Below are 23,881 nucleotides of genomic sequence, written 5' to 3'. Positions count from 1 at the left end.
CCGATGCGTCACGACACCGTCCACGCCGTCCTCGACGGGGTGTACACCGCCCTGGTCACCAACATGCTCCTGGTGGTCGGCGGTCTGCCGCTGGTGCTGCTCGCCGTCACCACCGACAGCACCCGGGCCTGGCCGCTGTACGCGCTGGCCGCTCCGCTGTGCGCGCCGGGGCTGTGCGCGGTCTTCGCGGTGATGTCCGCCTACACCGCCGGGCGGGCCGACGGCCCGCTGCGCACCTTCGGCCGGGCCTGGCAGGCCACCGCCCGACCGGCGATGCGCTGGGCCGCCACGGCGACCGTCGTCCTGGTCGTCCTCGGCGTGGACGCGTACGCCCTCTGGGGACACCGGGCCGGAGCGGTCGCGCTGCCGATCCTGGCCATGCTGGCCGTCCTCACCGTCGCCACCACACTTCTCGGACTGGTGGCCATCGCGGAACAGCCCGCCGCGCGGCTGCCCCGGGTGGCGCGGGCCTGCCTCTACCTGGCGGTACGCCGCTGGTACCTCACCGGCGCGTCGCTGCTGGTCCTCGCCCTGTTGGCGCAGCTGATCACGCTGCGTCCCGCGATCGCCCTGGGGGTGGCCGCCGCTCCGCTGCTCTACGTGGTCTGGGCGAACAGCCACTTCAGTCTGCGCGTGGCACTCGACCCGCCGGCCGAACCCCGAGCCACCTGACACCCCGGATGGGGCGGGCATGACGACAGGGCGGCTCTTCGGTACCCAGCGGCAGGAACGACTGCTCGCCGCACTCCGGCTCACCGGTGCCGTGCGGGTACGTGACCTGGCCGGGGAGTTCGGGGTCAGTGAGCTGACCGTCCGGCGTGACATCGCCGCCCTGGCCCAACGGGGCCTGGTGACCAAGGTGCACGGCGGTGCGGTCCTGCCCGTGCGGGGCGGCCCGGACCGGCAGCCGCGACGCGCCCCGATGCGGTTCACCGTCGGCATGGTCGTACCGTCGCTGGACTTCTACTGGCCCTCGATCGTCGGCGGGGCGAGGGCAGCGGCTGCGGCCCTCGGCGTCGACATCAGGTTGCGCGGCTCCAGCTACGACCCCGAGGAGGACCGGCGTCAGATCAGCCTGCTGGTCGCCGGCCGACAGGTCCAGGGGCTGCTGTTGGCCCCCAGCCTGGAGGGCGACAGCGCGCAGGAGATGCTCGACTGGATCGGACGGCTCCAGGTGCCCACGGTCCTCGTCGAGCGCCAGCCACGGCGGTGGACGCCCGCCACCCGGCAGATCGAATGGGTACGCAGCGACCACGCCCTCGGCCTGGAGATCGCCGTGCACCACCTCCGGCAGCAGGGGCACCGCCGGGTGGGTCTCGTCGTGGCCCCCGGCAGCCCGACCTCCGCCCACCTGCTCCGGGCCGGGCAGGCGGCGACCGCCGATCCGGCGGTGTCCGACGTCCTCGTGCTGCGGGACCGGGTGACGCTCGGCGCGACCGGCGACCGGGATGCCGTCGGCAGGCTCGTCCGGCGGTGCCGGCACGCCGGGATCACCGCGCTGGTCGTCCACAGTGACTCGCACGCGATGGCGATCGCACAGGTCTGCGCCGAACACGGCCTCACGGTCCCCGACGACCTGGCGATCGTCTCCTACGACGACGAGGTCGCCCACCTCGCCGATCCGGCGCTCACGGCGATCCGACCACCGAAGAGCCACGTCGGCCGGCTCGCTGTGGAGTTGATGGTCTCGCGCCTGCTCGACGGGGAGCGCCGCCCGGCGTACCGGGTGCTCCTCGCCCCCGAGCTGGTCGTCCGGGACTCGTCGCGGCCGTGGTCGTCGATGCGCTGACGGTTCAGCCGGCGAAGAACGTGCCGAGGATGGGACCGAGCACAGCCGGATCGGCGACGTGGCCCGCGACCTCGACGGTGTCCCGTCGGGCGTCGGGCAGTGCGGCGGCGGCAGCGTCCGCCGCCGCGCCGAAGAAGTCGACGGGCAGCCCGGCCATCTGCGGGTCGACAGCGACGCCGGTGGTCAGGAGCACCGGCTGCCGCACTCTCGCAAGCCGGTGTGCGGGCGGTGGGCCGTCGCCGAGGCAGGCCGCGTCGTAGCGCAGTGTCGGTGCCAGCGCACGCAGCGCCGGCCACACCGGGGCGGCCTGCGCGCCCGCGACGTCCTGCTCGGACGACCCGGCGAGCAGCATGAACAGCCGGAGCGCCTGGTCGCGGTCGCCGGCGTCGAGCACCTCGTCGAGTTCGCGCCGGTACGTCTGCCAGGCGGCGACCATCGCCTCGTCCACCTGGTACGGCACCTCGTGGACGGCGATCCGGTCGACGGGAAGTCCTGCGGCGGCAGCCTCCAGCGCGAGTGCCCCTCCGGTCGACGCGCCGAACAGGTGCGCTCGCCCTCCGACGGCGTCGACGACCGCTGCAAGGTCTTCGATCTCCCGTTCGACGGCGTAGGGCTGACCGTCGTCGCTGTCGCCGCGGCCTCGGCGCCGGTAGTTCACGACGCCGAAGCTGCTCGCCAGGTGCTCCCCGAGCGGTCGGTTCTCCGTGCCGTCGTCCAGGCCGCCCCCGACGAGCACCAGTACCGGTCCTTCGTCGCTGAGCCGGTCGTAGCCGATCGACGTGCCGTCGACCGAGTAGACGTGTGGCATCCCGTACCCCCTCGGTTGGATGTTGCTCCTAAAGTAGGAGTAACTGGTGTCGAATGCAAGGTAGCATCTGGTCATGCGGAGCTACCGGGACCTGTGCGGCATCGCCAGGGCGCTCGACGTGGTCGGCGAACGCTGGGCGTTGCTGGTCGTGCGCGAGTTGCTGTTCGGCCCCAAGCGGTTCGCGGACCTGCACCGAGGGTTGCCCGGCATGAGCCAGAACGTGCTGACCCAACGCCTACGCGACCTCGAGGACTCCGACGTGCTGGTGCGGCGTCGCGCCCTGCCCCCGGCGGCCGGGTTGATCTACGAGCTCACCGACCACGGTCGGGCACTCGAACCGGTCCTGCTGGCGCTGGGTCGCTGGGGCAGCCCACTGGCACCCCGCCCGGACTCGGCGAGGGAACTCAGCCCGGACGCGCTGATCGTGGCGCTGCGCACCACCTTCGACCCCGCCGCGATGGGGTCCGGACGCGGCACCGTCGCCCTCCGGCTGCCCGGCGACGCCTTCCTGCTCACCGTCGGCGACGGCGGACTGGAGGCGGTCCGCGGCGACGCACCCGCCGACGCCGTCCTGACCTGCGCCACGCGCACCGTGCAGGACCTCGTGTTCGACCGGCGGGATCTCGACGACGCCTGCCGGAACGACGTCGCGAGCGCCGAGGGCGACCTGCGGCTGCTGCGCCGGCTCCTGGCCGCCTTCGACGACCACCGCGAGCCCGTGGTCGAGGCCGCGCGACATTTCCCGGCGGAAGGACCACCAGGTCGAGGGGCCGAGAAACGCCGGTGACCGCCGGGCGCGTTCGGCTGTGCACGTTCGTGGATGAACAGGTGCGATCTGTGGCGTACCAACCCCGCATCGGTTACCAAGAAATTACCGACGTGTGAACCGTCGCCGTACCGGAGGTGCACAGTGCGATCCCGCAGACGGCTCCTGTCCCTCGCGACGGCGCTCGCCATGACGGCCACGGCGGTCCTGGCAGCGGTCACCGGTGACGTCCGACCCGCCGTGGCGGCGCCGGTCACCGTCACCAACGGCACCCAGTTCACCGACACCGACGGCAACGCCCTGCACGCCCACGGCGGGGGCGTCCTCAAGGTCGGCTCCTACTACTACTGGTTCGGCGAGAACCGCCACCCGGACAACAGGTTCCGGGCGGTGTCGGTCTACCGCTCGACCGACCTGCGCACCTGGGAGTTCCGCAACAACGTCCTCACCCAGTCCTCGGCGGCGGAGTTGCAGTCGGCCAACATCGAACGGCCGAAGGTCATCTACAACGCCGGGACCGGGCGCTACGTGATGTGGATGCACAAGGAGAACGGCACGAACTACAGCGAGGCCCGCGCCGCCGTGGCCTCGTCGGCCACCGTCGACGGCACCTACACCTACCACGGCAGCTTCCGCCCCCTCGGGCACATGTCACGGGACATCACCCTCTACAACGACGGCGGCACCGCCTACATGATCTCGGCCGCCGACGAGAACTACGACCTGCACGTCTACCGGCTCACCCCGGACCACCTCAACGTCGCCGCCCTGGTCGGCAACTTCTGGAACGACGCCCACCGCGAGGCGCCCGCCCTGTTCAAGCGGGGCACCACCTACTTCATGCTGACCTCGGGTGCCACCGGGTGGAGCCCGAACCAGGCGAAGTACGCGACGGCGTCGAGCATCTCCGGCCCGTGGACCGGCTGGAGCGACGTCGGCGACTCCACCACCTTCCGCTCCCAACCGGCGTACGTGCTGCCCGTCCAGGGCACCACCACGACCAGTTACCTCTACCTGGGCGACCGCTGGGCCGGCGCCTCGGGCGGGCCGGTCAACGACTCGCAGTACGTCTGGCTGCCGATCACCTTCCCCTCCGCCACCAGCATGAGCCTGAACTGGGCGCCGTCGATCACCGTCGACACGGCCACCGGCACGATCACCGCCGACTCCCCCACGTACCACCGGGTGACCAACCGCAACAGCGGCCGGGTGATGGACGTGGTGAGCAGTTCGACGGCCGACAACGCCGAGGTCAAGCAGTACGCCTGGAACGGCGGCGGCAACCAGCGGTGGGAGTTCCAGGACGCCGGTGGCGGCTACCTGCGTCTGGTCAACCAGACCAGCGGCAAGTGCCTCGACGTCGCCTCCGGATCGACAGCCGACGGCGCCAACGTCATCCAGTACACCTGCGGCACCGGCACCAACCAGCAGTGGCGGTGGGTGGCCGTCGACGGCCACCACCAGCTGCGCGCCCGACACAGCGGCAAGTGCCTCGACGTCGTCGGCGCCGGCACCGGCGACGGAGCCGACATCCAGCAGTACACCTGCGGGGCGGGCACCAACCAGCAGTGGACCCGCACCGTGGCCTGACCCCGGTGGCCGGGCCCCGCCGGTGGGTCACCGGAGGGTGAACCCCTGTTCCCGGCCGTACTTCACCGAGACGTCCTGCCAGGCCGAGAGTCCGTCCTGCAGGCTGGTGCCGCCCCCGAGGTACGCCTTACCGCCGGTGTCACCGAAGACACTGTTGGCGTAGACCTGGAACGGCAGGTAGGACCAGCCGGGGGCGACCTGCTTCGCGGACTCGGCGAGGACCCGGTTGACCTGCTGGCCGCCGAAGTACGGGAACTCCTTGTCCAGGAACTGCGGCGAGTTCAGCTGGGCGGTGGCGGCGGGGAAGGCCCCCTGGTCGGTCCTGGTCTGGGCGCCCTCGGCGACGGTGGCGTACCGGAGGAAGGCGTAGGCGAGGGTCTTGTTGCCGCCCTGCGCGGGGATCACCAGGGCGCTGCCGCCGTGCTCGGCGGTGACCGCACCCCCCGCCTCCCACTGGGGCATCGGGGCAACGCGCCACTTGCCCTTCGCGGCGGTGACCCCGGACTCCAGGTTGGCGGGCATCCAGGCACCGATGACCAGAGTCGCGATGGTGCCGTCACCCAGGCCCTGGTACCACGCGTCGGTCCAGCCGGGGACGGGAGCGAGGAGGTCGCCGTCGATGAGCCGTTGCCACGTGTCGGTGAACCGCCGGGTGGCGGGCTCGGCGAAGTCGATGCCGACGGTGGTGCCGTCGACCCGGTACGGTCTGCCGCCGGCCTGCCAGATCATGCTGGTGGTGAAGCCGGCATCCCCGGCGTCGGCGGTGATGTACGCCTTCGGGTCGGCCCGGTGCAGCTTCTCGGCCTCGGCGACGTACTCGTCCCAGGTGGTGGGGACGGTCAACCCGTGCCTGTCGAAGACCTCCTCGTTGTAGAACAGGGCCATCGGGCCGGAGTCCATCGGCAGGCCGTGGACGGCGTTCCCGGACCGCACGGCGTTCCACGGTCCCGGGGTGAAGGTGGCTTCGAGGGTGCCGGCACCGTACCCGCTCAGGTCGGTGAGCGAACCGGTGAGCACGAACTGCGGCAGGGCGAAGTACTCGACGTGGGCGACGTCGGGCACCCCGGACCGGGCGGCGATCGCGTTCTGCAGCGCCGCGTACTGGTCGTCGCCGGTGCCGGCGTTGACCAGGTCGACAGCCACCTTCGGGTACCTGGCCTGGAAGTCGGCGACGACCTGCTTGAGGGTCGGCTCCCACGCCCACACCGTGATGGCACCCCCGGCGGCCAGGGCGGCCTCGATGTCGGCGTCGGAGACGACGGCCGGTGACCCGTCGCCGTCGTCGCCGGAGCCGCAACCGGTCACCAGGACCGAGGCGGAGAGGACCGCACTCGTCAGGAGCGTTCGGCGGGATACCGACATCTGTGATCGTTCCCTTCGTGGATCGGGTCGGGGTGGGACCACCGGTCGCGGGCTACTCCTTGACGCTTCCGGTGGACAGGCCGGACTGCCAGTACCGCTGGAGCAGCAGGAACGCCGCGATCAGGGGCACGATGGTCAGCAGCGAACCGGTGATCACCAGGTGGAAGACCGCCTCACCCCCGGCGGTGCCGGCCTGCTGGCTCCAGGTCTTGAGCCCGATGGTGAGCGGATACCAGTCCGGGTCCTTCAGCATGATCAACGGCAGGAAGTAGTTGTTCCAGGTGGCCACGACGTTGAACAGCAGGACGGTCACCACGCCAGGCGCCAGCAGGGGCGCGCTGACGGAGAAGAAGGTCCGGAACTCGCCGGCGCCGTCGACCCGCGCCGCCTCGACCAGCTCGTCCGGCACCGCGTCGGCGGCGAAGATCCACATCAGGTAGAGGCCGAAGGGGGAGACCAACGACGGGATGATGATCGCCCAGGGGGTGTTCGTCAGGCCCAGCCGGGAGAACATCAGGAAGGTCGGCACCGCCAGCGCGGTGCCCGGCACCGCCACCGCGCCGATCACCACCGCGAAGACCACCTTCCGGCCCCGGAAGTCGTACGTCGCCAACCCGTACCCGGCCAGGGCCGCCAGCAGGGTGGCACCACCGGCCCCGACGCAGACGTAGAGCACTGTGTTGAGCAGCCAGCGCAGGAAGATCCCGTCGTCGTAGGCGAGGGTGTCGGCGATGTTGTCGAACAACGCGAAGTCCTCGGCCGGGGCCAACCCGAAGGAGTCGAAGAGCCCCTGCTGCGTCTTCGTCGCGTTGATCAGCAGCCAGACCAGCGGCAGCAGCGCGTACACCAGCACGAGGCCGGTCAGCGCGGTCAGCGTGACGCTGCCCCGGCGACCGGTGGCGCGTCGCCGCACCCGGGGCGACGGGCGACCGGTCGGCCGTCCGGGCGTCCGGGCGGCGGTCGGGGTAGCACCGGAGGGCACGACCATGGTCAGGCCGCCTTCCGGATGCCACGGAGCTGCACCAGGTAGGCGACGACCATCGTGACGACACCCATCACGATCGCGACCGTGGCCGCATAGTTCACCTGCTGACCGGCGAAGGACAACGAGTACGCGTAGAGGTTCGGCGTGAAGTACGTGGTGATCGAGTTCGGGGCCAGGGTCTGCAGGATGCTCGGTTCGTTGAACAGGTGGAAACTGCCGATGATCGAGAAGATCGTGGCGATCAGCAGGGGGCCGCGCAGCGCCGGCAACTTGATCGCCCTGATGATCCTGACCTGACCGGCCCCGTCGATCGCCGCCGCCTCGTACAGCACCGGGTTCACCACCCGCAGGGCGGAGTAGAGGATCAGCATGTTGTAGCCGACGAACTCCCAGGTGACGATGTTGCCGATCGAGGCGAGGATCAGGTCCGGCGAGAGCGGGTCCGGCAACGAGATCCCGAACGCCTCGTTGACGTTGCCGACCAGGCCGAACCGGGTGCCGTACAGGAACCCCCACATCAGGGTGGCGACGACTGCGGGCACCGCGTACGGCAGGAACACCGAGATCCGGAAGAACGACGCCCCGTACAGTCGTCCGCTGTCGAGGGCCAGGGCGATCAGCAGGGCCAGGAACAGCATGATCGGCACCTGCACGGCCAGGAACAGGGTGACGGTGCCCAGCGCCGACCAGAACTGCGGGTCGGCCAGCACCCTGGCGTAGTTGTCCAGGCCGACGAAGGCCGTACCGCCGACCAGCTGCGTCCGGAACACGCTCAGGTACAGCGAGTAGCCGATCGGGGCGAGGAAGACCAGGGCGAAGACGACCAGGAACGGGGCGGTGAACTGCCAGCCGGCCCGCGATCTCCGGGTGCCGGTCGTCGGCCGGCGGCGGGTGAGCCCGGTCGACGCCATCGGCGCGCTCCTCTGCGACAGATCGCCGGACGACGGTGACGACGCAGACGTCGGTGTCGGAGTCCGGCCCGTGGACCCGAGAATCATAGAACGATGTCGATGTTTTCGTAAGTTCCGCGCTCTCCCCTGCGCCGTCGCCCGTCGACGCCGACGACACCCGCGCCGTCGGCGACCACCCCGACACGGGAGTGGGGAGCCGTCAGGCGGACTCGCCGGTCACCCACCGCAACGCGTGCGCGAGGTGGGCGCGGAACGCGGGCTCGGCGTACGCCTCGATGGTGTGGCCGAGCCCGGTGTAGAGGGACCGCCCCCCGAGCCGTTCGTGGCACCAGGCCAGCGGATGGTCGACGCCCATGCCGCCACCGACGTAGGTGGACTCGTCGACGCGCAGCAGGATCCGGGCGTCCGGGTACGAGCGGAAGTCGTACCACTCGTCGACGCGCGACCCGGACACCGGCAGGTGGGCGGTCGCCGGATGATCCGGGTCGACTCTCGTGACCCTGGCGGACTGCACCTGCGGGTGCCTGTCGAACCAGGCGCCGACGAGGTCACCGTAGAACTGCCAGTCGTACTCGGTGGCGGCGGCGGAGTGCACGCCGAGGAAGCCGCCGCCGCCGCGCACGTACCCCTCCAGGGCCGTCCGGCCGGCGTCGGTGAGCACGTGGCCGTTGGTGTTCATGAAGACGACCGCAGCGAATCGCGCCAGGTTCCCCGGCGTGAAGGCGTCCGGGTCCTCCGTGGCCTCGACACCGGGCCGAAGCTCGCCGACGGCCCGCACGCCGGCCGGGATCGAATCGTGCCGGAATCCCGTCGTGCGGGAGAAGACCAGGACCGGCTTCATCCGACGTCCGCCGGGGTGATGGCGACCCGGTACTCGTGGTTCGTCATCCCGGGACCGCTCACCCCCGCACGATGCCACCCCGCACCCCGACCGGCAACCCCGACGGCATCGATCACCACCATGACGGCGGGCATCCACCGGGACCGGTGTTCGAGCCCGAATGTTCCTGAACGTCCCCGTACGGAATCTGGTGTCCCGTTGACGTTTCCGTTACCGATGTAACCCATACGGCATCAGCCTGATCTCCGAGGCCGCGGACACCAGGTTCCAGTGATTGGACATCCGATGACACGGATCGAATCGACCGACCGTCGCACCTTCCGACCGTCGCGCCGGCTGCTGATCGCCCTGGTGACCGCCCTGACAGCCCTCGGGAGCGTCATCGTCGTCGCCACCTCGTCCCCGGCCACCGCCGCCACCCGCCAGTTCCGGGGGATGAACTGGGCGGTGCTGGGAGACAACTTCAGCACCGGCCCGCTCGTCGTGCAGGGTCTGAGCGCCTCCGACAGCAACGCGACGGTACGGGCCAAGGCCAACGCCCTCTACGACGACATGGCCGCCACCATGGGGGTCAACACCGTCCGGCTGCCGATCAACACCCACACCGTGGGCACGGCGTGGTGGAACGCCTACCGGGGTGCCGTCGACGCCGCCACCGACCGGGGATTCAAGGTCATCCTCGCCTACTGGGAGGACGGCGCCGCCTCCGGCGGCCGGATCACCGACCTCGCCGCCTGGAACACGATGTGGTCCACGGTGACGAACACGTACGGCGCGAACCCCAACGTGTACTTCGAACCGATGAACGAGCCGCACGGGTACAGCTCCGCCGAGTGGCGCACCATCGCGGCGAACTGGCTCACCTACCACTACTCGGCGGTGCCCGGCCGGGTGCTGATCGGCGGCACCGGTTACAGCCAGGACCTGCGGGACGTCTGCAACGACAGTCGCTTCGACTCGACGCTGCTCTCCTTCCACCACTACGCCTTCTTCTACAGCCCGATGACCTACGACGCCTTCCGCAGCCACATCCAGGCCCGCCTCGGCGACTGCGCCGCCCGCGCCGTCGCCACCGAGTTCGGCGCGCCCATGGACAACGGCCTGAACTACGCCGACCCGAACAGCACCGACAACTTCGTACGCCACATCCGCGCCATGGCCCAGGTCCTGCGGGACAACCAGATGGGCGGCACCTACTGGCCCGCCCTCGGTGGCAAGCCCGGCACCATCGGCTACGACTGGTACTCGATGTTCGCCCTCACCGGCAGCGGCACCGCCCTCGACCTGACCATCCGCAACACCTCCGGCGCCGACCGGATCCGGTACGCCTGGGGCGACACCGTCGGCGGCGGCCCCACCACTGCCCCGCCCGGCACCGTGTACCGGGTCGACGTACGCCACAGCGGCAAGGCCATGGAGGTCCAGTCGCCGAACACCGACAACGGTGCGCGCGTGGGCCAGTACACCTACAACGGCAACGCCTGGCAGCAGTGGCGGTTCGACAACGCCGGCAGCGGCTACTGGCGGATCGTCAGCCGACACAGCGGTAAGTGCCTGGACGTGGTGAGCGCCTCCACCGCCGACGGCGCCGAACTCGTCCAGTACACCTGCGGCACCGGCACCAACCAGCAGTTCCAGCTGGTCACCACCGGCAGCTACTTCCAGCTCAGGGCCAGGCACAGCGGCAAGTGCGTGGACGTACCGGCCGCCTCGACGGCCAACGGCGTGATCCTCAAGCAGTATCCGTGCAACACCGGCGCCAACCAGCAGTGGTCGCGCACCGCCGTCTGACGGCCGAAAGGACACCCATCATGGGCAGTCGTCCACGATCCTTCGTCACCGCGGTGGTCGCCGCCCTCGTGCTCAGCGTGAGCCTGGTGGTGTTCCCCGGCCCGGGTGGCGCGGCTCCCGGAGCCTCGTTCCAGAACCCCGTCGTCGGTACGCCCAACAGCGCCGACCCGTGGCTCGGCTACCACGACGGCAACTACTACTACGCCGCCACCACCTGGACCGGGAACATCCTCATCCGCAGGGCCCCGACCCTCGGCGGCCTGCGGACCGCACCGGAGACCCGGGTCTTCACGATGTCGCAGCCGAACGCCACCTCGAACATGTGGGCACCCAGTCTGCACCTGCTCGACGGCCCGAACGGGCGGCGCTGGTACCTGTACTACTCGGCCGGCCCCAGCGCCTGCTGCGGTGGGCAGCGTCAACACGTTCTGGAGAGCGCAGGGACCGATCCGATGGGTCCCTACACCTACCGGGGTCAGCTCGTCCTGATGCCGAACAACGGCTGGTCGATCGACGGTAGCGTGATGACCGTCGCCGGGGTGAACTACTTCGTGTTCTCCGCGTTCACGAACAACTCCGGGTTCGAGAACGGCGGCCTCCAGGCCCTCTACGTCACCCGCCTGACCAACCCGTGGACGCCTGCGGCCCCGGGGACGCTGATCTCCGAGCCGACCCTCGCGTGGGAGCGGCAGGGCAACCCCGTCAACGAGGGTCCCTACCTGCTGCAACGCGGTGGCCGGACCTTCCTCACCTACTCGGCCAGCTACTGCGGCACCCCCGATTACAAGATCGGGGCACTGGAGCTGACCGGCACCAACCCGCTCAACCGCAGTTCGTGGAGCAAGCTGCCCGACCCGCTCTTCCAGCGCAACGACGCCAACGGGGTGTACGGCCCCGCCCACCACACCTTCTTCACCTCGCCGGACGGGACGGAGGACTGGATCGTCTACCACGCCAACTCCTCGTCCTCCCAGGGATGCGGCACCACCCGTACCAGCCGTGCCCAGCGGATCTCCTGGAACCCGGACGGCACCCCCCACCTGGGCGTCCCCGTGGCCACCTCGACGGTCCTGGCCGGCCCGTCCGGCGAGTCCGGCAACCCGGGGGCGGTGCCGGTCGCGCGGTTGCAGTCGTTCAACTTCCCGGACCGTCACGTACGGCACCAGAACCACGCCGTCCGGATCGACCCGACCGTCAGCCCGGCGTTGGACGGGCGGTTCCGGGTGGTCCCCGGACTGGCGAACGCCGCAGCCGGGTACGTGTCGTTCGAGTCGGTGAACTTCCCCGGGCACTATCTGCGGCACGCCGACTACGTCCTGCGGCTGGACCCGAACAACGGCTCGACCACGTTCCGGGCGGACGCCACCTTCCGTCAGGTGGCCGGACTGGCCGACCCGTCGTGGTCGTCGTTCCAGTCCTACAACTTCCCCGACCGGTACGTCAGGCACAACAACTACGTGTTGCGGATCGACCCGATCAGCACCGACACCGGCCGCGCCGACGCCACCTTCCGCCGGACGTCGTAGTACCGCGAGGACAGCCGTTCGAAGACCGCCGGGTCTCCGCTGGTGGCAGGCCGAGGCGGGGCGGCGCCTCGGCCGGAGGGCATCGTATCGGCCACCGGCGGTTCGCGCAGGGGTTGTTCCCATTCCGCGGCGAGGTGAATTGCCAGGGCAGGCTAGCCTTACCTAAAAGTCTTGAATTAGCGTAGCCTCAGCTTTCTTCGGACTCCGTGGATCGATTGTCGAGGACCCATTCCGCAAGTGCCGCAGACCGCCTGTGAGCAGCAACGATGCCCACGGTGACGACCGGGTGCCAACTCGCGCAAATATGCTTCGAGAGCCCGTCGACTTGCTAGCCTCGTCTTGGTTATGTGAGTCTGGATCAGCACCACGGCAATGGACGGAGGAATGATGAAGACGCTTTTGCAGATGCCTGCGGTACGCGAGTGCGCCGCTGTCTCGTGCAGCTTCAACGACGGTGGCTGTCACGCACCGGCCGTGACCGTCGCGGCGGCCGGGGAGGCCGCGTCCTGCGCGACGTTCGTCGAGTCGTCGGTCCGTGGAGGCATCGCGGACGTCACCGGCACCGTCGGGGCCTGCGCCCGCACCGACTGCTCGTACAACACCAACCTCGCCTGCAAGGCCCCGTCCGTCCAGGTCGGGTCGGGCACCACGGTCAGCGACTGCCTGACCTACCAACCGGCCTGACCAGGGCAGACCTTTCACCGGCCTTCTTCCACCGCAGTCTTGAATGAGGTAAGGCTTACCTACTAAGGTGAGCTCGCGCCTTGGTCAGCTGCGGTGGAAGGAGGCCGGTGTGGCATTGGATGCCGAGCAGTCGTCCCTCCTGGCCGACGTCGGGCAGGCAGCCGACGCGGTCAGGGTCCGATCCGTCCTCACCGTCGCCACCTCGCTGCGACTACGGGTCGCCGACACCGACACCGACCTGATGGACGCCCACGTCACGCTGCCCGACGGCACCGTCGTCGTCGCCGCCGACGCGATGACCCCCCTCGGCGGGCTGCTGGTCGCCGCCCGGGGCGCGGACGGCGCGGTCCAGCTCGACGTCACCGACCTGGTGCCGGTCCCGGTCCGCGCCCGGGTGCGGGCGTGGATGACCCTGACCGGACGAGTGAACCGTTTCGACCCCGAGACCCTCGACACGTGCGACCACGACGCCGTCGTCGCGTTGCTCGGCCTGCCGCCCGTGGCCCTCTGGACGATCCGGCCCGACACCGTCCACGTCCGACGACACGAGGCCACCGTCGAGGTCCCGATCGCGGCCTACCACGCCGCCCGCCCCGACCCGGTCGCCACCGTCGAGGCCGCCCACCTGGCGCGCCTGACCCGGCACCATCCCCGCCTGCACCGCCGGATCGCCGCGATCGTCGACTCCGACCTGCTCGTGAACGGCACCCGTGTCGTCCCCGTGGCCCTCGACGCCGACGGTCTCACCGTCCGGGCGGAGACCGTTCACCGACACCACGACGTCCGCCTTCCGTTCGGCAGCCGGGTGACCGACGAGGCAGCCCTCGACCGCGAACTGCACCGCCTGGCGGCCGGCGACGGCCCCTCCCGGCACCCGGAGGAACAGGCGTAGCCGCCTTCGGCACCGAGGTCGGCCGAGGCGACGTCGTCATCGGACGGGCGACTCGCGGGGCGGGGTCCGCTGGGGGTGACCGGCGACGCGTCGTCACCGACCGGACCGGAACAGGGCCGTCCGGGACTACCCGGCGTCGCGCCGACGGCGTGCCCGCTCGAACTCGGCGACATCCGCCATCCAGGGACCGTACGGTTCGAGGGCGGCGCACCCGCCCCGGACGAAGGCGGTCACCACGGTCCGGTACCCGCCGATCCCGTCGACCAGGCTGTACTCAACCAGGTACTGCGGATCCGACCCGGCCTCCCCGGGGCGCACCGTCGTGATCCGGGCGACGGAGTCCGCGTAGAAGTGCAGCTGGATCCCCTCGCCCATCTCCTCGTCCTCGACGGTGAACACCTCGTTGTCCCCGGCGGAGCGGTCGGCGACGAACTCCCAGAACTCGGCGGAGGCGGTGCGGGAACCGTCCCGTACCCACTTCTTCTCGCCGCCCTTGTCGTCGGTGAACGACAGGGCCGATTTCCCCGCGCTCCCAGAGAGGTCGGCGCGGTCGTCGGCCGCCTCCTCGTCGTCCTCGACCGGGTTGCTCCTGGAACGGTCCGCAGCCTCCGAGCACATCAGGAAGCTCACCGTCCGCACCGCGTCATCGACGAGTCCGGGGTACGCGCGGCGCACGGCCGCCTCGACGGTCGCCGCCATCCGATCCCAGTCACGCCTGTCGGTGGCCCTGGCTCCCCGTCGCGGATCGAGACCGATCCGCATCCCGGCGCACGCCCGCTCCGCAGTGGCGATCACCCGCATGACCTGGGGCAACAGTGCGGAGTCGACGGCATCGGGGATCCGCCTCGGCACCGTCGCGCCATGCAGATACTGGCCCGTGTACCTGAGAATCCCGGCGTCGAGCGGCCCGAGGACCACTCCGCGTTCGGCGCGACGGCGAGCCGCCTGATCCTCCTGGGCACGTTCGTGGTCCGCCCCCTCCGTGGCCGCGCGCATCGCCTCGCAGAACCGGCCGCGCTCCAGTAGCCCGATGTCGGCCCCGTGGGCCACCAGCAGGCTCCTGTCCCACGCGACGCGTCGAAAGAGCACGTCGACGTCCGCAGGCGCGGAGAGCAGGACCGGGTCCAGGAGCGCGACGGCGGCGTTCTCGTCGAGTCGGCCCCGGATTCCGGCGGCGTCGCACAGCGGAAGGAGCGCACTCCACAGCAGGAGGTGTCGAGCCAGGTCCTCCCGGATCACCGCAAGATGGGCTTCCCCGATCGGGAAGGTGAACGTGCGAGGGTCGTGGTTGGCGTCGGCCCCGGCGGCGAGCATCAGCCTCAGCTCGCCGTCCTCGCGGACCACTCGCGGGATCCAGCCGTTGCCGGCGCGCGCGAAGACGATGTCTCTCACAGGTCAGGCTTCTCCCAGAAGGTCACTACCACCGTGCACACTCGGCGACCAGGCGTGGGTCGGAGCGCACCCAGACCTCGCCCCCGGCGGCCCCGGCCGGGGTGTCGACCCGTTCGAGACCGAGGAACCCGATCAGCTGGAGCAGCTCGGCTCGTTCGGCCCGGTCCTCGTCGACACCGTGCGAGTCGAAGAAGACGTAGTACTCGTCGCTCGGGTCGACGGCCCCCGAATCCGCCCAGATCCGGCCCACCTCCTCGATCGCCGCCGCTTCCGTCGTGATCGTCGCGGCCCGGGCGGCACCCCGGGTCTCCGGCGACGCGTCGAGGTCGGAGAGGTCGGGCAACCATTGGCCGAAGCGGTCGAGGCCGGCGTACCCGTTCTCGAAGAACAGCATCGCGCTCGGCAGGTAGCGGTTGGGCCTGTCGACCCGGAGGTGTTCCGACCGAGGGTGGTCCGCGTCCCTGATCCGGGAGATCACCCCCAGGGGTGGCATGAGCACCAGACTCTGCCGCGCCGGTTCGTCGATGATGGTGTAGGTGTCGGACTGCCGCCCCCGGAAGAACGCGGAGAACGCCATGTACGCCTCCTGAGGATCACCCACCGAGACACGCTGGTCGTTGCCGTCACCGACAGCGAAGACGAACTGCTTCGGTCCCGGTTCGTAGGGGCGGCCCATGTGTGCGTCCTTCGTTCACGTCTGCTGGCTCCACCACCGTAATGGATCACAGCGAACATGCCCCCGCCCTGGTCACAGGCCTTCGCACCCCGGCGACCCACACGACAGTCCCGACACGGTGAGCGCTACCAGCGTCGGCTCGTGACGTCGTCCTGTATCGGTTACAGGAGGTGGTGCCTACGGGCGTAGTCCGGGAACGGCAGACGAGCACCGGTTGCTCTGAGCTGGGCCGTCAGGCTCACGGCGCGATCTCCACGTCGTCGTCCGGTGGCAGATCCGCCTCGACGACGTGGCCGTGCATCAGCTCCACAGCCCTGGCCCGGGTGATTCGCCTGTTCCGCAGCCCGTCCATCACGGCCTGGGCGTAGGCGGGCGATACCCGTACCGACGCGAGGTCAGGCTGCGGCGTCCAGCCCAGCGCCTCCATGAACTCCGCGTGGGTGGGCCCCCGCCGCGAGATCCTGCTGCGAGATCCCCAACGACAGCCGAGCCTGCCGTACCTGCTCACCGACGAGCGGCCAGTCCCAGCCAGAAGCCATGGTGCGATAATCGCACACCGCGTGCCGAATTGAGGCGACACGGAAGGCACGGCGGGTGGCGATGCCTCACGAAACCCGCCGAACTCGCCCACTTCCGGGGTCCGTGCGGCACAGCCACTCCGCTCGACGGGATCATCGTCCGGTCAATCACGAACGACCCGTACCCGAGGCCCGCGCCGGCTCCCCGCACCGCCCTCGACACAAGGTCGAAGAACACCTCGTCCCACCTCGACCAAGGAGACCGACAGTGACAGACCTGCAGTCCTGGGTGGCACCCACCTACGACCGGCTCGCCGACCTCCTCACCGCCGCAGACCTCGGCACGTGGGACGCCCCGTCGCTGTGCGAAAGGTGGCTCGTGCGTCACGTGATCGCGCACGTGACGATGCCGGCGCGGCTGACTCCCGAGCAGTTCGGCGCAGGGATGGCAGCGGCCGGCGGCGACTTCACCCACTTCTCCGACACCGTGGCCGCCCGGGACGCGTCCCTACCCCTCACCGACCTCCTCGACCAGCTCCGATCACCGAGACTGCACGCCTGGCAGCCACCGGGCGGCGCAGCCGGCGCACTGAGCCACTCCGTCATCCACTCCCTGGACGTGACGATCGCACTCGACAAGCCCCCTGTCGCACCCACAGCAGCGGTGACCGCCGTCCTCGACCAGCTCACCGCTGCCGACGGAACGCTGTTCGGGGTAGACCTGGCCGACACCCGCCTCGATGCCACCGACACCGCCTGGAGCTGGGGTGGCGGCCGGCAGGTTCGCGCCGACAGCGGTTCACTCGTCGCACTCCTGAGCGGGCGGACACTGCCCGACGGCCGGACGCTACCCCGCAGCTGACACCCCGAGGCCACCCGCGGTGCAGACCCCCAGCGGTCGATTCGGCGACGGTCCGTCGATCGCGCAGGCGGAGGGCAGTGCCCCTCGATGCGGAGAGCGCCGCCGAACGAGCGGACTTCCCGACACCCGCTCGGGTCAGTCGGGGTGGCGCTCGCCGTGCGCGTCGTTCAGTCCGTCGACGAGCAGTTCCGCCTCGTCCGCCGAGACTGCCAACGTGGCGCTGAGCAGTTCGACCGCCTGCTCCCGCTGCCCGGCTTCCACGAGTGCCGCGATCCGGAGCCAGGCGAAAGCGTCGACCATCGCGTCGTTGTTCCCCCCGGGCACCGACTGCCACCCGTCCGGCGGGGCAGTGCCGTCCTGAGCCGGCCGGTCCCCCGCCGCGACGTCCGGAGATCCCGCGCCCGGTGACGCCGCATCCACAGCAGGCGCATCGGTGGCCAACGCGTCAGAGGCCGGCGCGTCGGAAGTGACCCCAGTAGGGGTGAGAGCGGCTTCAGCGGGGGTGGCAGCGCGGGCGGCCGTCTCGTGAATGCGGGCGTCGGCGACCCGGGTGGCGGCGTCGAGCAGGCGGGTGTCCGCCTGCGGAGACGCAGCGGCGGCGGCCCGCGCCTCCAACTCCCGTACCTGGGCACCCAACAGATCCCGGCGATCGCTACGGCGACGCAGGATCACCGTGATCACGGCGATGAGCGAGACCGCGACCACGAAACCCACCACCAGTTCCAGCAGGCTCGCGTCGGTACCACCGGGGCTCATGAGGTCGGGCGGCCTCGACCGCGCGGGTGCCTGCCGGCCGGGACGGGGTACGCGGCAGCGGGCCACGCCACTGCCGCGATCGCTCCGGTCTCCCACCACATGCGGGGCATCGTAGTGCCCGATCCTGCCGAAGAGTCACCTGAGTATCGAAGCGTTGCGGCGGGTGGCTCAATCCTTCAGGTTGAGTGATAGCGCCGTTGCGTCTCCGATGAGTGTTCCGTCAGCCAGCAGGCGGTCGATGACCGCTGCCAGTCGGGCGTTGATCCCCGAGCCGCGACGGCTCCAGCCGTACAGGCGGGCTGCGGCAGCCGTCAGGTCGTCGTGGTTGACCGTACCGCCGCTCTTGACGAGGTTGGTGAAGGCTAGTTCGAGTTCTTCGTCGGCCACGTGTTCCACCTGGCGTTGGACACCGTCGGCCGGGACGCGGACACTGACGACAGGGCGGCCGGCGACGTCGAGGAAGTCACCGTCGGTGATGACGTGGGCCGACCTGATCGCCGCGTCGATGTTGGCGCGGATCTTGCTACCGACTCGCCCGATGTTCCAGGCGTCCCGAAGTCGTTGCAGAACGACGTCGATGTGAACCGGCCCCTCGGCGACGGCGACCTCCTCGATGCCACCTGCCATGTCGAAGCGGCTGGCCGGGTCGGAGGGGTCGACCCAGCGGCGAAGTGGTGTGACGTCGGCCTTGCGGTACGGCGACGTCCACTCAGGCACCGTGTCCCGATCCACCTCGGCGGTCCGGATCACGGGGCGCTCGATGACGTCGTGGGGGGTGGAGAGCCTGCCACGAACGGGTGCGGCGACGGCTTCGGTGATCGCAGCGAGAAGCCGCTCGCCTTCATGCTGGCGGTTGCGGTACCAGGCGGTGCCCCAAATCCTGTGCAGGTTCCAGCCCAGTCCACGCAACACCTGGTCGCGTAGCCTGTCGCGGTCTCGTGCCGCCGGGGAGGAGTGGTACATCAGGCCGTCGCACTCGACGCCGAGGACGAAGACGCCGGGCTGAGCGGGATGCCGGACGCCGATGTCGATGCGGTAGCCCGCCGCGCCGACCTGCGGCTCCACGAGGTAGCCCCACGAGCGGATGGCATCGATCACCGAGTCCTCGAACGGGCTGTCGGTGCCACGTCCGCTCGGACCGATGTCCAGGGCTAGGGCTTCCATGCCGCGCTCGGCGAAGTCCAGGTACGCGGCGAGGTGGCGGACGCTCTCGTTCGTCGTGTCGGGGACGTTGCCCGCGCGGATGGACGTGACGATCTCGATACGTTGACGTGCTCGAGTGATCGCCACGTTGAGGCGCCGCCACCCCTTGGGCTTGTTGAGGGCACCGAAGTTACTAGTGATCTTGCCGTATTCGTCCGGGCCGTACCCGATGGAGAAGATGATGACATCGCGCTCGTCGCCCTGGACTGATTCCAGGCTCTTGATGAAGAAGCCGTCCAGCCTGTCACCGTCGAAGTGACGCTCGAGGTCGGGTCGCTCGATCAGGCCTCGATCGAGGGCCGCCTGGATGGCGTCGGCCTGGGCGACGGAGAAGGTGACGACGCCCAGGGTCGAGTTCGGCCGGGTGCTGTAGTGGTGTAGGACGCGCTCGACGACCTTCGCTGCTTCGACGAGATTGTCGCGGCTGGTCCCACGCCGGTAGACGCCCGGCACATGGAACATCTCCACGCCCACGTCCGGTCCGTCGGTCTGGGCGCTGGGATAGGTGACCAGCTTTCCTTCGTAGAAGGCGTAGTTGGAGAACGCGATGAGCGCCTCGTGCCGACTGCGGTAATGCCAGTGCAGGGCGAGGTTCCGGAACGCACCGCAGGCCTTCGACAGTTCGAGGATCGACTGGAAGTCGCTGACGTCGGTGGCAGCGTCCTCGCCGCCGTCGTCCGCCATCCGGTCGAAGAAGGAGGTGGGCGGCAGCTGGCGGTCGTCTCCGGCAGTGATCAGGGCCTTGCCACGGTAGATGCAGTTGACCGCGTCGCCTGGGGTCACCTGAGATGCCTCGTCGAAGATCACCACATCGAACGTCATGTCGGACGGCAGGTACTGGCTGACGGCCAACGGGGACATCATGAAGCACGGTTTGATCGCGAGCGTGGCGTTGCGGGTCGACCGGATGAGGTCTCGTACCGCACGGTGCCGGGTCTTCTTCATGCCTTCGCGGCGGATCATCGCGGGTTCTCCGACGTCCACGGAGGCCGGCCGGCGGGTGTTGACGGCGCGAATGATGTCGCTGGTGGCGGCTGGAACGAGTTGCCGGTCGAGCCGCCGGTACTCCTCGACCAAGGCCTCGCGGTCCTGAGCCCGCAGGGGTATCAGTGCGCTGTCGTCGCGGAGAATGTGATCGGCCCAGGCACGCAGCAGCGCCCGGTCGACCACCTGCGGCACCTGGGTCGCCGTGACGGCCTGGTTGATGCAGAAGTCGACAGCGGCGTCGAGGTGGTGGACAGCCAGGTCTTCACGGGCCTGCTGGTAGGAGAACCATTCGTCCTGCCCGCTGCTGTCGCGACGCAACTCGTCGAGGAACCCCGCTCCGGTGGGGTAGTCGTCCAGTTCGGTGAATAGTTCGGTGTGCCGTGACGCGGCGAAAGCGGTGACGATGCGATCCAGCGCACTCTCCCACCTGGCGTACGCGTCGGCGAGGCTCCCGGTGGGCTGGGCGTCGGCGAACGCCTTCACCTGCTCCTCGGTCAGGGCGTCGTCGAAGCCGGTACGGGCGCTGCGGGTGGCTCGTGCCCAGGCGAGCGCGGCGGCGAGCGCGGCCTCGTCGGTGTCCGTGCCCCGGTAGGCGACGTCACCGAACGCCGCCCGGTAGGTGTCCGCGCGGTCGTGCAGTGCCGCCTCCGCGGCGGCGGCGGCCTGCCGGTGGCGAAGCACCTCGTCCGCCTCGGCCAGAGTCAGCGCTCGCCCCGTGGCCACGCTCACAGCCCCGGCTCGGGTAGCGGCGCTGCGCAGCGGCAGGACGTGGCCGCGTAGCCAGGCGACCACCTCGGCGAGCGGCTCGAGAAGGAGGTCCGGGCTGGCCGCGGGGGCCGGTGCCGGTGCGAGCGTGGTGCGCCACTGGTCAAGGTCGGCGCGGACGTGCCCGATGAGGTCGCGCAGCACAGCGGACGGATCGGGATCGCATACGTGTTCGGCCACCACCGGGAGCGCGCCGGGAGGGGCCAGGCGCAGGACCTGTTCAGCGCACCCGACGGCCTCGTCGAGGGCGGAGAAGTCGGTGGTGCGCTGCTTCCAGTACGAGCCGAGTGCATGAGCGTTGGCGGTGGCGGCGGCGTCAAGGCCGGCATGGGCCTGCTGCCACGCGACCGCGAGCCCCAACTGGCTGATGGCAGCGTCCACGGTGACACCGGTTGCGGTGAACGCGGCCAGGATCTTCTTGTCCCGCCGGTACTGGCCTCGGAGTTTTCGCAGGCCCTTGTACAGGTTGGTGAACCTGTCGAGCAGTTCGGACAGGGGCTCGTCGAGCGCCGCGTCGGTGAAGTAGACGCGGGCGGCTGCCTCTGCCGCGTCCAGGGCAGCGATCCGTTGCCGAAGGACGGCTGCGGCGGCCGTGACGGTCTGGGGGCCGTCAGCGGCGAGCCAGGCTCGTTCAGGGCGGTGGCGCGCGTAGGCGAGGCCTGCCAGGGTGAGGACGTTGGTGGCGTCCTGGATCGTCCGTACCGGCGGCAACTGCATCCGGTCGGTGAACCCGGCGAGTGACCGCAGTCGGGCTTCCAGCCGCTCGGCGTCCGCGGTGAATCGGTCGGCCAAGCCCTGTGCGGTCTCTCCGTCGAATCCGGCGAGAGCCAGCGGCGCGGGAGCGAGGTCCGCAACGGTCGGCGACGGTGGTAGCTGCGTCGGGTCAGGTAGCGACGCCCACTCCACGCCGCAGTGTGCACGTGCGGCCTGGGCGGTGTCGCGGATAGCGGCCAGGTCGAGAGCGAGAGAGTCGGCCACTCCGGTGAGCGCGGCAAGGTCGGGCTCGGTCAGCCACCCGTCGAGCGCCTCGTCCGGACGGTTCGCGTTCTGCGCAAGCAGTGTGAGCAGTGCGGGTGTGTCACTCGGCCGCATGATCCCGAAGGCGTTGGAGAGGAGCCGGTTGAACCCCGTGATCCCCTCGAGTTCTTCGAGTGCCAGCTTCGCCTGGTAGAGGCGGGTGTCCAGCGATGCCTTGTCGATGACGTCGCGCCACAGGAAGCTCTGGCCCTGAGATGCGGGCCGCCAGGCCCGGGCTGCTCGCCGGGCGGCGTCGCGGATGGCGTTGAGGCCCTCGGGGGTCAGGCTGACAGGAGGCAGGTCAGGCGTCGGGGCAGCCGGGATGTGATCGAGGTTCGCGATCAGGCCGAGAACATCGTGCAGGCTGTATCCGAGGGGTTCACGGATCCTGTTCATCGCGTCCGCGTACGCGTTGAGCTGTTCACGCCGTTCGACGAGCACCTTGCGGCTGATGGTGTCCATGCCCGCCGGCGGCACCGGGACGTTGTCCAGGGCCTGAGCCAGGGCCGTCGCGACTTCCTTACGGCTGGCCTTGTGACTGTGCAGTTCGAGTAGGTAGTTGTCCAGGCCGGCCTCGGCGAGACGGTTGCGGACGACTTCGAGCGCGGCGGCTTTCTCCGAGACGAACAGGACGGTCTTTCCCGCGTGCAGGAGTGCGCCGATCATGTTGGCGATGGTCTGGGACTTGCCGGTGCCGGGCGGGCCGTCCATGACGAAGCTGCGGCCGGCGACCGCAGCCGCGACGCAGGCTCGCTGTGAGGAGTCGGCTTCGAGGACGAGCGGAGTGTCCTCCGGCGGAGCGTGTCGGTCGATGTCCTGTGGGCTGATCTCGTCAAAGTGGAAACTCATGCTCTGATCGGCGACGTTCTGGCTGGCCAGCGCACGCACGACCGGGTGGCCGATCACCTGCTCCTCGTTCTCGAGCAGGTCGCGGTACATCGCCTCCTTGTGGAAGGAGAAGCAGGACAGTACGGCGGTGTCGGTGACCTTCCAACCGTCGCGCCCACGAGCCATCCGCTCGATCTGGGAGAACAGCGCTTCGATACTCAGATCAGCCAAGTCCTCGATGGCGGGCAGGGCGATCCCGAAGTCCTGCATGCGCAGCGCGAGGGCCGGGTTGAGCACGGGATCGCCCTCGCCGATTCGCAGTCGGGGCCTGTCTCGAGGACCGGTCACAGTCAGCTCTACCGGAATGAGCAGTAGCGGGCTGGCCAGGGACGTGTCATCGGTGTCCCGCCAGTTGAGCATTCCGAGAGCCAGGTAGAGCACCGACAGACCGCGGTCGAGGTATTCCTGCCTGGCTTTGCGCATGAGGCTGCGCAGCACCGGCGCGAGGTCCTTGTCGACCTTCGGGCTGTGCAGCACGCTACCGGAGGGCAGGTCGAGCGGTTCGTCCTCCGCCGCCTCGAACGACTGGTCAGCATCGCGAGTGCCCTGGAAAGACCAGGGACGACGGGCGCGCAGCCCGTCGAGGATCTCCTGCCCCGTCGGGTTGCTGATCTGGACCGCTCCGGTCCTCGAGTCCTTGAAGTTGATCAAGCGGTTGGCGCCGGTCAGGTTGACGAGGCTGTCACGCCAGACCCCGAGTGCGTTGATGATGTCATCACGGTGCGCGTCACCGGCGAACATGCCCTTGTCGATCCCCACGAGGGGCATCGTCGCAGAGTCTGCCGACAGCCCATATCCGCTCCTTGGCTGCATCGCTCGCCACATGGTGGTGCAGGAACTACCAAACCCCTGAACCAGCCAGGGCCTGGGCA

General features: G+C 69.8%; 19 protein-coding genes. 9 read left to right on the top strand and 10 right to left on the bottom strand.

Going from position 1 to position 23,881, the window contains the following annotated elements; translation table 11 throughout:
- Positions 1 to 3 precede the first annotated feature (3 nt).
- Together WHN02_RS15405 and WHN02_RS15400 are read left to right on the top strand one after the other, a co-directional pair.
- Complete coding sequence (locus tag WHN02_RS15405) at positions 4 to 672, top strand: hypothetical protein (RefSeq protein WP_434739432.1); 669 nt, start codon at positions 4 to 6, stop codon at positions 670 to 672.
- Positions 673 to 691: 19 nt separating this feature from the next.
- A complete protein-coding gene (locus tag WHN02_RS15400) occupies positions 692 to 1,789 on the top strand; it encodes a substrate-binding domain-containing protein (protein WP_434739431.1) in 1,098 nt (365 codons plus the stop codon).
- 4 nt (positions 1,790 to 1,793) lie between these two features.
- On the opposite strand, the gene WHN02_RS15395 is transcribed toward WHN02_RS15400, so the two are convergent.
- Positions 1,794 to 2,597: an alpha/beta fold hydrolase gene (locus WHN02_RS15395; protein WP_434739430.1), complete on the bottom strand. Its 804-nt coding sequence runs from the start codon at positions 2,595 to 2,597 to the stop codon at positions 1,794 to 1,796.
- 73 nt (positions 2,598 to 2,670) lie between these two features.
- Between WHN02_RS15395 and WHN02_RS15390 the strand changes: the two genes are divergently transcribed.
- On the top strand, positions 2,671 to 3,384 hold the full coding sequence (locus WHN02_RS15390) for a winged helix-turn-helix transcriptional regulator (protein ID WP_434739429.1): 714 nt from the start codon (positions 2,671 to 2,673) through the stop codon (positions 3,382 to 3,384).
- 168 nt (positions 3,385 to 3,552) lie between these two features.
- Positions 3,553 to 4,953, top strand: coding sequence for an RICIN domain-containing protein (locus WHN02_RS15385; protein ID WP_434743970.1), 1,401 nt, complete (start codon positions 3,553 to 3,555; stop codon positions 4,951 to 4,953).
- 27 nt (positions 4,954 to 4,980) lie between these two features.
- Here WHN02_RS15385 and WHN02_RS15380 read toward each other — a convergent pair whose 3' ends face one another.
- The 4 genes from WHN02_RS15380 to WHN02_RS15365 form a co-directional block, all read right to left on the bottom strand.
- Positions 4,981 to 6,315 (bottom strand): ABC transporter substrate-binding protein, encoded by a 1,335-nt coding sequence (locus tag WHN02_RS15380; protein WP_434739428.1) that lies wholly within the window; start codon positions 6,313 to 6,315, stop codon positions 4,981 to 4,983.
- A 52-nt stretch (positions 6,316 to 6,367) separates the two neighbouring features.
- Positions 6,368 to 7,228 (bottom strand): carbohydrate ABC transporter permease, encoded by an 861-nt coding sequence (locus WHN02_RS15375; protein ID WP_434743969.1) that lies wholly within the window; start codon positions 7,226 to 7,228, stop codon positions 6,368 to 6,370.
- Positions 7,229 to 7,305: 77 nt separating this feature from the next.
- A complete protein-coding gene (locus WHN02_RS15370) occupies positions 7,306 to 8,211 on the bottom strand; it encodes a carbohydrate ABC transporter permease (protein WP_434739427.1) in 906 nt (301 codons plus the stop codon).
- A gap of 199 nt (positions 8,212 to 8,410) precedes the next feature.
- The gene (locus WHN02_RS15365; RefSeq protein WP_434739426.1) at positions 8,411 to 9,052 is read right to left on the bottom strand and encodes a ThuA domain-containing protein; all 642 of its coding nucleotides are present in this window, start codon (positions 9,050 to 9,052) and stop codon (positions 8,411 to 8,413) included.
- Between the two features lie 285 nt (positions 9,053 to 9,337).
- On the opposite strand from WHN02_RS15365, the gene WHN02_RS15360 reads away from it, so the two are divergent.
- The 4 genes from WHN02_RS15360 to WHN02_RS15345 all read left to right on the top strand — a co-directional run bounded on the left by WHN02_RS15360 (position 9,338) and on the right by WHN02_RS15345 (position 13,945).
- The gene (locus WHN02_RS15360) at positions 9,338 to 10,843 is read left to right on the top strand and encodes an RICIN domain-containing protein (RefSeq protein WP_434739425.1); all 1,506 of its coding nucleotides are present in this window, start codon (positions 9,338 to 9,340) and stop codon (positions 10,841 to 10,843) included.
- Positions 10,844 to 10,863: 20 nt separating this feature from the next.
- Positions 10,864 to 12,369 carry a family 43 glycosylhydrolase gene (locus WHN02_RS15355; RefSeq protein ID WP_434739424.1) on the top strand — a complete coding sequence of 502 codons (1,506 nt, stop codon included), beginning with the start codon at positions 10,864 to 10,866 and terminating at the stop codon, positions 12,367 to 12,369.
- Positions 12,370 to 12,756: 387 nt separating this feature from the next.
- Entirely contained in the window at positions 12,757 to 13,053 is a 297-nt protein-coding gene (locus WHN02_RS15350; protein WP_434743968.1) for a DUF1540 domain-containing protein, read from the top strand.
- Positions 13,054 to 13,162: 109 nt separating this feature from the next.
- Positions 13,163 to 13,945 carry a DUF2470 domain-containing protein gene (locus WHN02_RS15345; protein ID WP_434739423.1) on the top strand — a complete coding sequence of 261 codons (783 nt, stop codon included), beginning with the start codon at positions 13,163 to 13,165 and terminating at the stop codon, positions 13,943 to 13,945.
- A gap of 126 nt (positions 13,946 to 14,071) precedes the next feature.
- Here WHN02_RS15345 and WHN02_RS15340 read toward each other — a convergent pair whose 3' ends face one another.
- The 3 genes from WHN02_RS15340 to WHN02_RS15330 form a co-directional block, all read right to left on the bottom strand.
- On the bottom strand, positions 14,072 to 15,337 hold the full coding sequence (locus WHN02_RS15340; RefSeq protein WP_434739422.1) for a DUF6357 family protein: 1,266 nt from the start codon (positions 15,335 to 15,337) through the stop codon (positions 14,072 to 14,074).
- Positions 15,338 to 15,362: 25 nt separating this feature from the next.
- Positions 15,363 to 16,013: a hypothetical protein gene (locus WHN02_RS15335; RefSeq protein ID WP_434739421.1), complete on the bottom strand. Its 651-nt coding sequence runs from the start codon at positions 16,011 to 16,013 to the stop codon at positions 15,363 to 15,365.
- Between the two features lie 238 nt (positions 16,014 to 16,251).
- Positions 16,252 to 16,440 (bottom strand): hypothetical protein, encoded by a 189-nt coding sequence (locus tag WHN02_RS15330; RefSeq protein WP_434739420.1) that lies wholly within the window; start codon positions 16,438 to 16,440, stop codon positions 16,252 to 16,254.
- Between the two features lie 359 nt (positions 16,441 to 16,799).
- Between WHN02_RS15330 and WHN02_RS15325 the strand changes: the two genes are divergently transcribed.
- The gene (locus WHN02_RS15325; protein ID WP_434739419.1) at positions 16,800 to 17,393 is read left to right on the top strand and encodes a maleylpyruvate isomerase family mycothiol-dependent enzyme; all 594 of its coding nucleotides are present in this window, start codon (positions 16,800 to 16,802) and stop codon (positions 17,391 to 17,393) included.
- A 135-nt stretch (positions 17,394 to 17,528) separates the two neighbouring features.
- Here the strand turns inward: WHN02_RS15325 and WHN02_RS15320 are convergent, their stop codons facing one another.
- Both WHN02_RS15320 and WHN02_RS15315 read right to left on the bottom strand, forming a co-directional pair.
- Positions 17,529 to 18,149, bottom strand: a complete 621-nt coding sequence (locus tag WHN02_RS15320) for a hypothetical protein (RefSeq protein WP_434739418.1) — start codon at positions 18,147 to 18,149, stop codon at positions 17,529 to 17,531.
- 168 nt (positions 18,150 to 18,317) lie between these two features.
- Positions 18,318 to 23,768, bottom strand: coding sequence for a DUF3320 domain-containing protein (locus tag WHN02_RS15315; RefSeq protein WP_434739417.1), 5,451 nt, complete (start codon positions 23,766 to 23,768; stop codon positions 18,318 to 18,320).
- Between the last annotated feature and the right edge of the window lie 113 nt (positions 23,769 to 23,881).

Source organism: Micromonospora sp. SH-82 (assembly GCF_051132485.1).
Taxonomy (GTDB): Bacteria; Actinomycetota; Actinomycetes; order Mycobacteriales; family Micromonosporaceae; genus Micromonospora.
The sequence above is the reverse complement of the archived record's forward strand: the minus strand, read 5'-3'. Positions and strand labels throughout refer to the sequence as shown.